Origin of the sequence: Nocardiopsis tropica (genome assembly GCF_042660575.1) — a bacterium.
GTDB classification, from domain to species: Bacteria; Actinomycetota; Actinomycetes; order Streptosporangiales; family Streptosporangiaceae; genus Nocardiopsis; species Nocardiopsis tropica.
The window spans coordinates 224080-237099 of the sequence record NZ_JBHSUF010000003.1 but is presented as its reverse complement, the minus strand read 5'-3'; the positions used below and the strand labels follow the sequence as shown (position 1 = coordinate 237099).

12 protein-coding genes are annotated in these 13020 nt (G+C 73.0%); 7 read left to right on the top strand and 5 right to left on the bottom strand.

Annotated elements, in window-relative coordinates:
* Positions 1-17: 17 nt before the first annotated feature.
* The 3 genes from ACFQBR_RS06695 to ACFQBR_RS06685 all read right to left on the bottom strand — a co-directional run bounded on the left by ACFQBR_RS06695 (position 18) and on the right by ACFQBR_RS06685 (position 4281).
* Positions 18-2126, bottom strand: coding sequence for an FUSC family protein (locus ACFQBR_RS06695; protein ID WP_378552565.1), 2109 nt, complete (start codon positions 2124-2126; stop codon positions 18-20).
* A gap of 76 nt (positions 2127-2202) precedes the next feature.
* The gene (locus ACFQBR_RS06690) at positions 2203-3411 is read right to left on the bottom strand and encodes a coiled-coil domain-containing protein (RefSeq protein WP_378552432.1); all 1209 of its coding nucleotides are present in this window, start codon (positions 3409-3411) and stop codon (positions 2203-2205) included.
* A gap of 327 nt (positions 3412-3738) precedes the next feature.
* A complete protein-coding gene (locus ACFQBR_RS06685) occupies positions 3739-4281 on the bottom strand; it encodes a GNAT family N-acetyltransferase (protein WP_267949456.1) in 543 nt (180 codons plus the stop codon).
* A 317-nt stretch (positions 4282-4598) separates the two neighbouring features.
* On the opposite strand from ACFQBR_RS06685, the gene ACFQBR_RS06680 reads away from it, so the two are divergent.
* Positions 4599-5528: a LysR family transcriptional regulator gene (locus ACFQBR_RS06680; protein ID WP_267949457.1), complete on the top strand. Its 930-nt coding sequence runs from the start codon at positions 4599-4601 to the stop codon at positions 5526-5528.
* Between the two features lie 15 nt (positions 5529-5543).
* On the opposite strand, the gene ACFQBR_RS06675 is transcribed toward ACFQBR_RS06680, so the two are convergent.
* On the bottom strand, positions 5544-6464 hold the full coding sequence (locus tag ACFQBR_RS06675; protein WP_344178663.1) for a LysR family transcriptional regulator: 921 nt from the start codon (positions 6462-6464) through the stop codon (positions 5544-5546).
* Positions 6465-6535: 71 nt separating this feature from the next.
* On the opposite strand from ACFQBR_RS06675, the gene ACFQBR_RS06670 reads away from it, so the two are divergent.
* Complete coding sequence (locus ACFQBR_RS06670; protein ID WP_352984486.1) at positions 6536-7597, top strand: EamA family transporter; 1062 nt, start codon at positions 6536-6538, stop codon at positions 7595-7597.
* Between the two features lie 58 nt (positions 7598-7655).
* Here ACFQBR_RS06670 and ACFQBR_RS06665 read toward each other — a convergent pair whose 3' ends face one another.
* A complete protein-coding gene (locus ACFQBR_RS06665; RefSeq protein ID WP_344178660.1) occupies positions 7656-7937 on the bottom strand; it encodes a helix-turn-helix domain-containing protein in 282 nt (93 codons plus the stop codon).
* Positions 7938-8035: 98 nt separating this feature from the next.
* Here ACFQBR_RS06665 and ACFQBR_RS06660 point away from each other — a divergent pair, with 98 nt between their 5' ends.
* The 5 genes from ACFQBR_RS06660 to ACFQBR_RS06640 all read left to right on the top strand — a co-directional run bounded on the left by ACFQBR_RS06660 (position 8036) and on the right by ACFQBR_RS06640 (position 12990).
* A complete protein-coding gene (locus ACFQBR_RS06660) occupies positions 8036-8776 on the top strand; it encodes a Scr1 family TA system antitoxin-like transcriptional regulator (protein ID WP_344178657.1) in 741 nt (246 codons plus the stop codon).
* A complete protein-coding gene (locus tag ACFQBR_RS06655; protein WP_344178654.1) occupies positions 8773-8943 on the top strand; it encodes a DUF397 domain-containing protein in 171 nt (56 codons plus the stop codon). The genes ACFQBR_RS06660 and ACFQBR_RS06655 overlap by 4 nt, the downstream gene beginning before the upstream one ends.
* A gap of 272 nt (positions 8944-9215) precedes the next feature.
* Positions 9216-11018, top strand: a complete 1803-nt coding sequence (locus ACFQBR_RS06650) for a hypothetical protein (RefSeq protein WP_344178652.1) — start codon at positions 9216-9218, stop codon at positions 11016-11018.
* 135 nt (positions 11019-11153) lie between these two features.
* Positions 11154-11807: an alpha-ketoglutarate-dependent dioxygenase AlkB family protein gene (locus ACFQBR_RS06645; protein ID WP_267949464.1), complete on the top strand. Its 654-nt coding sequence runs from the start codon at positions 11154-11156 to the stop codon at positions 11805-11807.
* Between the two features lie 97 nt (positions 11808-11904).
* The gene (locus tag ACFQBR_RS06640; RefSeq protein ID WP_344178650.1) at positions 11905-12990 is read left to right on the top strand and encodes a magnesium and cobalt transport protein CorA; all 1086 of its coding nucleotides are present in this window, start codon (positions 11905-11907) and stop codon (positions 12988-12990) included.
* Positions 12991-13020: the final 30 nt, after the last annotated feature.

Below are 13020 nucleotides of genomic sequence, written 5' to 3'. Positions count from 1 at the left end.
GAGCCCCGGAGCCCGGGTCACAGGTCGGCGTCCACGTCCTTCTGGGCCCGGTTGCGCTCCCGCTGGGCCCGCCGCTCGACCTCCTGCTGGGCGGCGCGCTCGTCCTGGGCGACGGCGCTGGTCATCGAGTTGGACAGCGCCCGCAGCTCCATGTTGATCCGGGGGTAGGCGGCCAGCCTCGGCAGTGCGCCCAGCCGCGGCGTGCGGCGTTCCTCTATCGCCGAGATCAGCTCCCCGAAGGCCAGGTCCACCCTCTGGAGCGTGATGACGCCCACCGGTTCGGGCTTGCGGTCCTGCGCCAGCGCCGCCAGGGCGAGGTAGCCGATGCGCTGGGTGGCCACGACCACGGGCCACAGCGGCCGGGTCGAGGCGGCGCGCGGGACGTCGCCGATGGCGCTCTCGTACACGCCGCGCAGGCTCACCAGGGCCGCGCGCATGTCGCGCCGGAGCCGGTAGCGGCGCCCGGGGCCGATCTCCACCTCCTGGTCCAGCACCGCCAGCATGCACTGGCGGGTGGTCGCCAGAACGCCCGCGATGGCCTGCGGCAGCCGGGTCGCCGACGCCTTGCGCCACAGGAGCAGCGAGCCCGCCATACCGAACGCGGACCCCACCACGGTGTCGATGATCCGCGACTCGGCCAGCGCGGTGATGGGGTGCGGCGAGGCGGTGTAGGACAGCAGCAGCGCCATCGGGGTCAGCAGCACCGAGGCGTAGAGGAAGTTGCGCCCCACCACCAGCTGCGTGGCCCCCTGGAGCACCCCGGCCAGCACGATGACCGCCGCCAGCGGCAGGTCGAGCATCAGCAGTCCGGCGCCGACGACCACGCCCAGCAGGGTGCCCAGTGAGCGCTGCACCGAGCGGTTCATCGTCAGCACGACGTTTCCGGCCTGGAGGACCGCCGTCGTGGTCAGCGCCACCCAGTAGTAGTGGTCCAGGCCCAGCCACAGGCCGAACACCCCCGCCGCGGTGACCGTCACCCACATGCGCAGCGCGGTCGGGCGGATGAGCGAGTCCCCGCTCAGGCTGGAGCGCAGGGCGCCCCACAGCGCGGGGTAGCGCTCGTCGTGCAGTGTCTCCGTGCGCTCGTCGTCCTCCTCGTCCTGGCTCGCCCGCCGGGCCGAGTGCGCGGCCCGGGAGAGCAGCGAGTAGAGCCTGGCCTCCAGCGAGCGCGGGCGCATGCCCCGGCGCAGTTCGTCCAGGGAGTCGGGGTCCGGGGCCCGGCCGGGGTCGGCCACGGCCAGGGCCAGGGCGTCGGCGTACTCCGCGACCTCCTCCGGAAGCGGGGAGGGGCGCGCCATGCACACCTGGGTCGCGGCCAGGTGGATGTCGGACACCCACCGGAGCAGGGCGCGCAGCCTGGCGGCCTCGGCCGTGGTGCGGTAGCCGCGGGTCTGCCCCAGCAGGACGATGCGCCAGGCGTCCGCGAGGGTCGTCGACGCCTTGTGCTGGGCGTGGTCCAGGTCCGGGGTTCCCACGGAGCGCAGCAGGGATCCCAGCGCGCGGAAGGCCGCGGCCACCGCCTGGTACTCGGGGTGCCGGGCGCGCAGGGGCGCCCCCGACATGGAGACGGCCCACCCGACCGCCGCGCCCAGGGCCGCGACCAGCGCGTGCAGGGGCACGTCGGCCAGGGTCCCGGGGGCGATCGTGGAGATGGTGGCGACCAGCACGAAGAACATCGGCCCGGGCTTGTCGACCCGCCAGGCCGCGCAGACCCAGGTGGCGACCCCGGCGGTCAGGCCGATGGAGGCCACCGCCGCCCACGGGGACAGGGACGCGGCCATGGAGTTGACCGCGACGGCGGCGACGAAGCCCAGGCCCACCAGGGCGAGGGCGGCGGAGCGGTAGGCGTAGGGGGTCTTCTTCTCGTACAGGACGGTCATGGACCCCAGGGCGGCCAGGGTGCCGATCTGCGGGCCGAAGACGAGGGCGGCCAGGGCGAACGACACCGTCATCGCGATGGTGGCCTGGGCCGCGGTGGTCCACGCCCACGCCCCGGCCTCCAGGCCGAAGACGGCCTTCAGGTCCACGCGGGGGCGGGGGCGCTCTCCGACCTGGGCCCGCCGGGGCCCCTTGTCCGCGTCCGCGCCGGGACCGTCGTCGGAGGCGTGGGAACCGCCCAGGTTCATCGGCCCGGTGTCTCCTGTGGTTCCCAGATCTCGCACGGCTTCCATCCTAGACCGGGATGAACCGGTACTTAGGTGACTACTTGGACGACTGTTGTACCGCAGCGGCGGCCGAGGCGACAGCCTCGTCGCGCTCCGCCTCCGCCCGCTCGGCCCGCTCCACCGCCCTGTCGCGGGCCTCCTCCGCCAGGGAGAGGCGGGCGGCGGCGGCCTCCCTGGACTCCGCGAGGGTCAGTTCGGCGTTGCGGCGCTGGGAGTCGAGTTCCGCGGCCAGGCGCTCGCGGTCGGCCGTGAGCCGGTCGAGTTCGGCCGCCAGGCGCTCGCGCTCGGCCGCCGCGGCCGCGCGGTCGGACTCCAGCCGCTCCTGGGCGCGGGCCAGCTCGGCGCCGAACCGCTCCCGCTCGGCGGACAGCTCCTGGGCCGACCGGTGCGCCTGCGCCTCGGCGCGCTCCGCGCGGGCCAGGGCGCTCTCCGCCGCCAGGACCGCCTCGTCGCGGCGGCGCGCGTGCTCCGCGGTCTCCGCGCGCAGCCCCTCCGCCTCGGCCCTGGCGTGCTGCACCCGCCGCGCGGCGTCGGCGCGCTCGCGGTCGAGCTCCTCCGCCGCCCGGGCGGTGATCCCGGCGATCCGGCGCTCGGCCGAGGCCAGCCCGGCGTTGGCCTCCGCGGTGGCGGCGTCGCGCTCGACGGCGGCGGCGCGTGCCGCGGCCTCGTGCCGGTCGCGCTCCTCCAGGGCGGCGTCCCGGGCGGACAGGGCCTCGTCGGCCATCCGCTCGGCCTCCTGGGCGGCGGCCACGGCGGCGGCGGCCGCGTCCTCCGCGACCCGGCGCGCGGTCTCGGCCTCACGCCGGCGGTTCTCCGCCTCCAGCCGGGCCCCGTCGGCCTCCGCGGCGTGCCGCGCGCCCGCGAGGCGGGCCGCCTCCACCTGGGCCTCGGCGGCGGCCGGATCGGTCATGGTGGAGAAGGCCTCGGTCGCGGCCCGCAGGGTGGCGGTGAGCTGCTCGCTCTGCACGGCGAACCGGGTGAGGAGGTCGTCCGCGCGCAGGCGCGCGGCGGTGACGGGCTCTGCGCCCGGCGCCGGGGAGGCTCCGGGCGCCGGCTCCTGGGCGGCCCGCGCCGCCTCCTCCTGGCGCTCGGCCTCCTGGGCCTGGCGCTGGCGTTCCTTCCAGGCGCGCCACCGGGTGTGCTCCGGCAGTCCGCAGTACTGGGAAGGACGCCCGGGGGAGGACGCGCGGGGCACCGGCCTGTCGCAGCCGGGGAAGTTGCAGGTGTTGGAGTCGGAGGTGGCCACGGGGTGAGCGTAGCGGTTCGCCGCCGCCCGCCGCCGGGGTGTGTCGCCCTCCCGCGACGTGAGGGGTTCGGGCCCGCGGGGCGGCCCCGTGCCCGCGGCCCCGCCCCTGCCGGGCAAGCTTCCCGCGGGGGCGTGGGGCGGCGCGTCGGCGTCATCGGTCCCGAGGAGCCGGACGGGACCGCGCTGCCCGGGGTGAAAGGCGCCGCGCCCCGCACCGGACAGGATCGGTGCGGGGCGCGGCGGGGGCGCCTGCCGGGGCGCCGTCCGGGCCCGCGCCTCGGGGGCGGGCCCGGACGCGTCCGCGGTGGGCGTCGGGGGAGAGGAGGCTCAGTCGTGGGCGCCGAAGCCGTCCACGCGGCAGACCATGGTCGTCACGAAGGGGCGGAAGCCCTCCCGCTCCAGGAAGCTGATGTCCTCGGACGCGGTGGCCAGCGCGGAGAACTCGATGTCGCGGATGCCCATGGAGGCGAGCTGGCGGCGCACCTCCTCCAGCAGCTTCGACCCGACCCCGCTGGAGTCGTACTCCGGGTCGATCGCGAACGTCTGCACGACCGCGACCCGCGTCCCGCGGTCCCAGCTGCCCTGCGCGCTCTCGCGGATGGTGACCATCGCGTACCCCGCCAGGTCCTCGCCGCTCTCGGCGAGGATCGCCATGGTGTCGGGGTCCGACAGCCAGGCCAGATACTGGGCGCGGCGGCGCCGCCAGGACTCGTCCAGGCTCGTAGCGCTGATGATGTCCGACAGGTGCGAGGCGCTCAGGGTGTGCTGCTGGTGGAGGGCGCCCCACAGGTCCGCGAGCTCCTCCACCTCGTGCGCGCCCAGGTAGCGGAAGCTGAGGAGACCGACGTCGGTCGTACGAGGTTTGGTCATCAGCGAAGTTTGCATGTTCTTCTCACCCGTTCCCACCAGCATTGGGTGCTGATCCCCCGGGGTCCCCAAGGTGGAGACCCGTGGTTGAGCTGTGCTCCGACTGTACGTGCCGGTATCGACCCGAGCGGGCGTGACACGAAAAAAAGAGATGCACGAGATCGCACTATGAGAATTAGTTCGATTCTTTCCTTGGTAAACCCAGGATTCGCCCGGTGTTGGGCCACGCTTCGGCAGTGTGCACGGAATCACCTTCCGAGCTGGGGCAACGGGACGGAAACCACACGGAAACCTGTTCGTACTGTCATAAGTTGGATCGCATGATCGACGTTCGGCGGTTGCAGCTCCTCCAGGCACTCGAACACCACCGCACGGTGGCGGCGACGGCGGAGGCGCTCAACGTCACCCCGTCGGCGGTCTCCCAGCAGCTCGCCGTCCTGGCCAAGGAGGCCGGGGTCCCCCTCGTCGAACGCCAGGGCCGCCGCTTCCTGCTCACCGGCGCCGCGCGGGTGCTGCTCCGGCGCGCGCACGTCATCTTCGCGGAGATGGAGCGGGCCACCGCCGACCTCGCCGAGTACGCGCAGGGCGACCGCGGCGTCATCCGCGTCGGTTCCTTCTCCACGGGGATCAGCGACCTCGTGGCCCCGGCCCTCGCGCGCCTGCGCACCAGCCACCCGGAGTGGTCCTTCGAGGTCGTCCAGGCCGAGCCCGAGGAGAGCGCCGAAATGGTGCGCTCCGGGCGCCTGGACGTGGCCCTGACCATGTCCACCCGGCACCTGCCCGCCTCGGGCGACCCCGACTTCCGGGTCGACCCCGTCATGGTGGAACTGCTCGACGCGATCCTGCCGTACCAGCACCCGCTGGCCGCCCGCACCAGCCTCCACCTGGCCGAGGACCTGTCCGACCAGGACTGGATCATGTCCGCGCCCGGCACCGCCTGGCACGAGTGCGTGTCCGGCGCGGCCAACCAGGCGGGCTTCCAGCCGCGCGTGGTGCACACCGTCGACGACTTCAGCGCCGTCTTCTCCCTGGTGCAGGCCGGCCTGGGCATCGCCCTGATGCCGCGGCTGGCCTGGACGGGGCTGCACGCGCCGCAGATCGTCGTGCGGGGCGTGCGCGAGACGGCGCGCCGGCACATCGTCGCCCTGTCCCGGGCCGGCTCCTCCCCCGAGCCCCTGCTCACCGCCGTCCGGGAGGCCGCCAGCAAGGTCCCGGTGCCGTCCGTGGGACCCTTCGCCATCGCGGGCTGACCGGGGCGCCCGGGCTCAGGCGGGCAGCGGCGGGACGTCGTTCAGGACCTCCCCGGCCGCCTCGTGCAGGTACCGCGCCACCAGCTGGATCGGCCGCCACGCCCACCCGCCGGTGCGGCCGGCCAGGAAGACCTCCCTGACCCCGCCCAGCTCTCCCAGGGGTGCGTGCGCCACACCGCGGCGGGTCACCGCAGCCAGGCGCGGGACCACGCCGATGCCCAGCCCCGCCGCGACCAGCTCCTCGAACAGCTCCAGCGTGTCGACGCGGTGCGCGATGCGCGGCGTGAAGCCGGCGTCGGCGCACATCCGCTGCACCAGCGCCTCCTCGTCCCCCCGGTAGGGGCTGGCGATCCACGACGCCCCGGACAGCTCCCGCAGCCGCCGCCGGGTCAGGGTCCGGCTGTCCGCGCCCTCGGACGGCTGGGACAGGAGCAGCTCCTCGCCGCCGATCGGGCGCACCGTCAGGGTTCCCGGGAAATCCCGGGGGAGAAGGCTGTACTGGTAAACGACCCCCAGGTCCGCGCCCCCGGTCTGGAGGAGGGTGAGCGCCTGCTCCGACTCGTGCTCGGTCAGCTGGACCTCGATGCCCGGGTGGTCCTGCCGCAGGCGCCGCAGTGCGGGAAGCACCACGGGCGCGGCGCTCGTGTACATCACCAGGTCGACGCGGCCGACGGGCTCGCCCTCGCCCTCGAACTCGGCCCGGGCCGCCTCCACCCGCGCCAGGATGTCCACCGCGTGCTCCGCGAGCCGCCGCCCCGCCGGCGTGAGGCGCACGCGGCGGCCGTCGGGCGCCAGGAGGGGGACGCCGGCCTCCTTCTCCAGGACGGCGAAGTGTTTGGAGACCGCCGACGTGCTCATGCCTGTGACCTCGGACACTGCGGCCATCGTGCCCAGGCGCTCCAGTTCCACGAGCAGACCCAACCGGGTGAAATCCATCCACCGAAACTACACGGTCCATCAACCATCGGTCCGTGGACAGAAACGAACCTCTCGGATCCAATGGTCGGGTGATCCCCTCATTCGTGTCCTCGCTGCGCCGTGCCCGCTTCCAGGTCCCGGCGCCGGTCATGCTGCTCATCGGCATGTTCACCCTGCACACCGGCAGCGCCCTGGCCGTCACCGCGTTCGCGCACGCCAGTCCCGCCACCGTCACCTGGCTCAGGCTGACGTGGGCGGCGGTCCTGCTGCTGGCCCTCGGCGGTCGCTCCCTGTGGCGCGCCGTGCGCGCGGCGACGCCGCGCGAACTGGGGGCCGTGGTGATCCTGGGCACGGCGAGCGCGGGGATGATGCTGTTCTACTCCGAGGCGACGGCGCGGATCGAGCTCGGCGCCGCCACCTCGATCGAGTTCCTGGGCACCCTCGTCGTGGCCGTGGCCGCCATGCGCCGCCGGCGCGAACTCGTGTGGATCGCCGCGGCCGTGCTCGGCGTGCTCTGCCTCACCCGGCCCTGGCGGGGGGACCTCGACCTGGCCGGGGTCGGCTTCGCCCTGGCGGGGGCGGTCTGCGTGGTCGCCTACATCGTGCTGACCCAGAGGGTGGGCGCCGGCTTCGGGGCCGTGCACGGCCTGGCGCTGGCCATGACGGTGGGATCGCTGGTCAGCGCACCCTTCGGGGCGCCTGCCGTCTTCGCCGCCCCGGACGTGGACCTGATCCTGTTCACGCTGGTGATCGCGCTGCTCTTCCCGATGGTGCCGTTCCTGCTGGAGATGGTCGCGCTCCAGCGGATGGGCCGGACCGCCTACAGCACCTTCTCCAGCCTGGAGCCCGCGGTCAGCCTGGTGATGGGCCTGGTCGTCATCGGCCAGGCGCCCGTGGCCGTGCAGGTCGTGGGCATGGCGCTGGTGGTGGTCGCCGGGGTGGGGGCGGCCCGGGGCGACCGGAGCGACCGGCCCGCCGTGCCCGGCCCGGAGGCCGCGCGCCGGAGCCGGGAGGGCGAGGGTGTCGCCGGGGCGTCGGCGGAGCCCTCCGCCGAGGACCGGGACGGGCCCGTGCTTCCGGCCGGTCTCGGGACCCCGGAGGCGGAGCAGGCGGAGGCGCCCGGGTCCCGCGAGGCCGACCGGGCCGCCTGAGCCCCGGGAACGCCGGAGGGCCACCGCCCGTCCGGGCGGCCCCCTGGGCCTGCCGTGCTCACCGATGGCCGCCGGTCCGCTCCTCCCGGAGTGCGAAGACGTCTCCGGCGCGGAAGAACCGCACACCGCGCGGGTTCCTCGCGCAGACGAGGCGTCCGCGGTCCGACCAGCGCCTGACCGTGGAGACCCCGACCCCCAGCGCCAGAGCGGCCTCCCCGGTGAACAGGTAGAAGTCGGGGCCGGTGGCGAGGACCTCCTCCAGGTTGTACCGGTGGTTCACCGCCGGCTGCGGGGTAGTGAACGCCGTGGCTTCTTTATTCGACTTGCGTGCTTGTTCCATGCCTCCAAAGTGGCCTCTGCCGGTCAGGTTGCTCCACTGATCGGCGAGTTTCGGGATACGCCGGACACGCGGGTGGAAGGCGTTGCACAATGATTCCTGTGAAGCCTCCTCACTTCCCCGATGTGCTCCGCCGCCACCTCCAGCTCAGCGGGATGACGCAGGCCGCGCTGTCCTCGCACTCGCGTGTCTCTCAGGCGTCCTTGTCCCGGTATCTCTCCGGAAAGACGAATCCGACGCGGGGGGCGGTGGACGCCCTGGATCAAGCCCTGGAGGCGAACGGCGCCGTCCTCGCGGCGTGGAAGGAGGAGGTCAGGGATGACCTTCCTCCGTTCCTGAGGGATGTCGACACCTTGGAGAGGGAGGCGCTTCGGATTGATCTCATCTCACCGGTCACGGTTCCGGGCTTGTTGCGGTGCCAGGCATATGCGCGTCTGGTGTACCGCGCTGGTAGAAAAGTCCGGGACGTCGAACGTCTCGCGCAGTTGCGGTCCGAGCGCTTGGGGCACCTGTCCTCAGATATTTGGGCGGTTTTTCCCGTGACGGCATTGACGGGTGTTCCGAACGCGGTTCGTGCTGATCAAGTCAAGCACCTGCTGTCACTCCCGGAATGGGTGTCACTTCACCTGGTCCCGGAGAAGAGTCTTCTTCTGGGTATCCCTGGCCCGATTATGGTGTTCCAGCTCCGGGACGGTCGACATGTCGTGACGAGTGACCACTTGGAGGGGAATCAGGTCTATGGAGACGCAGTTCTTCCCAGGGTGACCGAGTTGCTCCGAGACGCGTACGCGCTAGCGTTGCCCCACAAGACCACCCGTGAACTGCTGGGGGAACTGCTGTGACTGCTGACTGGTTCAAATCCTCCTACTCCGCGAACAGTGGGGCCTGTGTGGAGGCTCGTCTCTCCGGGATCGGGGCGGACGTCCGCGACACGCAGAACCGCGATGCGGGAACCCTCTCCTTCCCCTCCGACGAGTGGCGCGCGCTGCTGGCGGCCGAGGCCCGGTAGTCGCCGCCCCGAGACCGTGCCCGCCCGGTCGTCCGACCGGGCGGGGGTATCGGCGGGGTCCGCTTCCAGGGGTTTCCGCGCACCGGACAAACTGTGAGACGCGACACTTCTGTGGCGGAAAAGCGGGGGGATTCAGGCGGAAACCGGCGGGCGTCACGACGCCGTAGGGGGCCTGAGCAGGACATACCGTCACGTAGTGTATGGGAACCGGTCCTGAGCTGGGATTTCCCCTCGCGTATCGGACAGTCCGAATGCACTAGCTTGGTGCGATCATGGCCGCGAAATCTGATCTCGAACTCCTGCGCGCCCACGAACCCGTGCTCATGTGCACGAAGGGGGAACTCTTCTTCCCCACCGACGTGGACGCCTACGTACGCAACTGCAGCCTGTGGATCGAGGAGCCCGGCGGACGCGAACGCGTCCTGGTCCCCGCGGGTGAGCTGACCCTCGACCGTCTGTCCCAGGCCGAGGAGGAGTGGCCCGAGCGCCACAAGCACCTCCGCTTCGTCCAGGAGGAGACCCTGCGCGAGGAGGCCCGGCGCTACAAGGGCGTCGCCCGCTCGGTCATCCCCAAGAGCGGCCGCCTTGCCGCTGTCGGCGTCCTGGGCCGGGTCCTCGACATCCTCATGAAGCTCTCCCTGCTCATCCGGGGCGCCGTCCCCGGCGGCGTCACCTTCGCGGCGGTGACCCGGTACCGGGAGCGCGTCGACAACGGCGGCGCCACCTACTACGGCCGGGTGTCCCGCGAGGGCGGCTACATCATCCTCCAGTACTGGTTCTTCTACGCGATGAACGACTGGCGGACCATCTACGGCGGGGTCAACGACCACGAGGCCGACTGGGAGCGCGTCACCGTCTACGCCGTCGAGAACCCCGACGGCACCACGCGCCCCGTCTGGGTCGGCGCCTCCTCGCACGAGTACCACGGCGACGACCTGAGGCGCAGCTGGAACGACCCGGACCTGCACCGGGACGGCGACCACCCGATGGTCTACGTCGGCGCGGGATCGCACTCCCACCAGATGCTCCCCGGCGACTACCTCATCCAGGTGGACCCCTCCTTCCTGCGCGGCATCATCCGCGTCTGGCAGTGGATCGCGCACCGCGTCTTCCGCGCGGACAGCGCGATCAACCGCCACGGCATCGGCGTCCCCTTCGTCGACTACGCGCGCGGCGACGGCGAACGCCTCGGCCCCGGCGGCGACCGCGAGTGGTACGCCGTCCTGATCGACGACGACACCCCCTGGCTGAAGGGCTTCCGCGGTCTGTGGGGGCGCGACACCCGCGACTTCTTCGACGGGGAGCGCGCGCCCAGCGGCCCCCGCTATGAGCGCGACGGCACCATCCGCCGCTCGTGGGCGGACCCGCTGGCCTGGGTCGGCCTCCAGAAGGTGGCGCCTACCGAGGCCGCCGCCCGCGCCGAGCTCCGCTCCCACGTGGGCGTCCTGGACGAGCGCCTGCGCGAGATGGACGCCGACGTCCTGCGCCGCCGCCACGAGCTGCGCCAGCTCGACTCCGCCCGCATGGCCCTGTCCCGGGAGGCGCACTCCCGGCCGCGCGCCCGCGAGTACACCGAGCAGATCGAGGCCCTGGAGGAGGAGCTGGCCCAGGTCTACGAGAAGCGCGTGCTGACCGCGGACGAACGGGACACCCACCTCCGGGCCCTGGCCTCCGAGACGCCCCTGGTGCCCACGCCGACCGGGCACCTCAAGGCCCCGCACCTGCCGTACTCCTCCGGCCAGCAGCGCACCACCCGCTTCCTGCACCTGTGGGTGGCCCTGAGCACCCCGCTCCTGCTGGTGTCCCTGGCCCTGCCCATGTTCCTGCTGGACGGGCAGTTCACGCTCTACGCGATGCTCGGGGTCGTGGTGGCCTTCGCCGCCGTCGACTCGGTCGCCCGCCGCAAGTTCATCCAGTACCTCACCGGTCTGGCGATCGCGGCCTTCGTGATCGGGATCGCCGTCGGGATCGTGGCCGCGTTCATCGCCGACTGGCGGATCGCGATCGCCGTCCCCATCGCGGTCATCGTGGTGCTCCTGCTCGTGGTCAACATCCGCGAACTCCTGCGCCGCTGACCCTCCCGCCCCCGCGGCCCCACCGCGGGGGCGGGGCGCTCCCCTCGTGCGCCCGCCGTCAGGGCCAGGGGGGCTCCCGGGCGCTTCCCGGGAGCCGCGGTTGGCGCCGGGGCCCCGCGCGGGGACGATGGGGGTATGAGCGACGCGTTGTTCGGCTCCCCGCCGGTGGAGGTGGCCCCCGGCGCCGTGCACCTGCCCGGATGGCTGGACGGGGACGCCCAGGCCGACCTGGTCCGCCGCTGCCGCGACTGGGCCCGAGGCCCCGCCGGGATGCGCCGGCACCCGATGCCCCGCGGAGGGGTGATGAGCGTTCAGATGGTCGGGCTCGGCTGGCACTGGCAGCCCTACTCCTACTCCCGCACCCTCCCCGACGGCACCCCCGTCCGGCCCTTCCCGGCGGTCCTCGCCGACCTGGCCGCCCGCGCGGTCGGGGCCGCCTACGGCGCCCCGCCCGGGCCCGGCGCCGACCCCTACGACGTGGCGCTGGTCAACTTCTACGACGCCGACGCCCGCATGGGCATGCACCAGGACAGGGACGAGCTCTCCCGCGAACCCGTCGTCTCCCTCAGCCTCGGCGACACCTGCGTCTTCCGCTTCGGCAACACCGAGACCCGCACCCGCCCCTACACCGACGTCGAACTGCGCAGCGGCGACCTCTTCGTCTTCGGCGGCCCCTCCCGCATGGCCTACCACGGCGTTCCGCGCACCCGGCCGGGAACCGCCCCGCCCTCCCTCGGGCTGGCCGGACGGCTCAACATCACCGTCCGCGCCTCCGGCCTGGAGGGCTGACCGCTCCCGGTTCGCCCGGGCGTGGCGTGTCGGCGCGCCCCGGCCCCCGCGCCCCGCCAGGATCGGGCACAGTACCCACCGCCCGGGAGGGAAGCCCATGCACGACTCCTCGCCCGAACGCGTGATGGCCCTGGGCCACGAGGCCGCCCGGCTGCCGGCCCGGGACTCGCCGGGGACCGTCCGCGCCGTCCTCTACCGCGACGGGCGCCGGGAGCGCGAGGCCGACTCCGTCGAGGAGGCCCGCCGGGCCCTCGCCCGCGACAGCGGGCTCATGGCCTGGATCAGCATGGACGAGCCCGACCAGGAGCAGCTCACCGACACCGCCCGGCACTTCTCCCTTCCCAGGCTCGCCCTGGAGGACGCCATCGTCGCCCACCAGCGGCCCAAGGTGGAGACCTACGGCGACGTCCTGTTCGTCGTGCTGCGACCGGCGCACTACGACCGGGACCGGGAGGCCGTCCGGGTCGGCGAGCTCCACCTCTTCGGGGGCCGCGGCTTCGTCATCACCATCCGGCACCGGGGGCAGGTGGACGTCGAGGCCGTCCGGGGCCGCCTGGAGGCCGAGCCGCGGGTCCTCGCCCACGGTTCCCTGGCCGTCGTGCTCGCGGTGCTCGACAGGGTCGTGGACGCCTACGCGCCCGTCGTCTTCGACATCCAGGACGACATCGACGAGGTCGAGACCCAGGTCCTCGACAGCGACCCGGAGGCCTCGCGCCGCACCTACCGGCTCGCCCGCCAGGTCATCGTCCTGCACCGCGCGGTCGACCCGCTCGACGTCGTCATGACCGACCTCATGACGCTTTTGGAGCGCCCCGAGGAGGCCGACCCGGGACCGCCCCACGCCCCCGCCGAGGCCCGGGGTACGCTGCACAACCTCCTCCGCGACGTCGCCGACCACGTCAGCGCCGTGCGCGAGCACGCCGAGGGGTTCCGCCAGATCCTCCAGAACATCATGTCCGTCAACAGCGCCCTCATCGACCAGGCCCAGAACGAGGCCATGAAGAAGGTCTCGTCCTGGGGCGGCATCCTGGTCGTGCCCACCCTCATCGCCTCCGCGTACGGCATGAACATCCCGCCCGGGTCCGGGTTCGAGTGGATGTTCAGCTGGCCTCTGTCCCTCCTTCTGATGGCGCTCTCCAGCCTCACCCTCTACGTTGTGTTCCGACGCAACGGCTGGCTGTGAGGAGGGAACACGGTGCGCGACGGGGAATCC

Bases quoted from the DNA above. Each gene is read 5' to 3' on its own strand.
- ACFQBR_RS06650 (WP_344178652.1), top strand. From the start codon at position 9,216: ATGGCCGCGAAATCTGATCTCGAACTCCTGCGCGCCCACGAACCCGTG.
- ACFQBR_RS06675 (WP_344178663.1), bottom strand. From the start codon at position 6,464: ATGGATTTCACCCGGTTGGGTCTGCTCGTGGAACTGGAGCGCCTGGGC.
- ACFQBR_RS06695 (WP_378552565.1), bottom strand. From the start codon at position 2,126: ATGAACCTGGGCGGTTCCCACGCCTCCGACGACGGTCCCGGCGCGGAC.
- ACFQBR_RS06640 (WP_344178650.1), top strand. From the start codon at position 11,905: ATGCACGACTCCTCGCCCGAACGCGTGATGGCCCTGGGCCACGAGGCC.
- ACFQBR_RS06665 (WP_344178660.1), bottom strand. From the start codon at position 7,937: ATGGAACAAGCACGCAAGTCGAATAAAGAAGCCACGGCGTTCACTACC.
- ACFQBR_RS06685 (WP_267949456.1), bottom strand. From the start codon at position 4,281: ATGACCAAACCTCGTACGACCGACGTCGGTCTCCTCAGCTTCCGCTAC.
- ACFQBR_RS06680 (WP_267949457.1), top strand. From the start codon at position 4,599: ATGATCGACGTTCGGCGGTTGCAGCTCCTCCAGGCACTCGAACACCAC.
- ACFQBR_RS06645 (WP_267949464.1), top strand. From the start codon at position 11,154: ATGAGCGACGCGTTGTTCGGCTCCCCGCCGGTGGAGGTGGCCCCCGGC.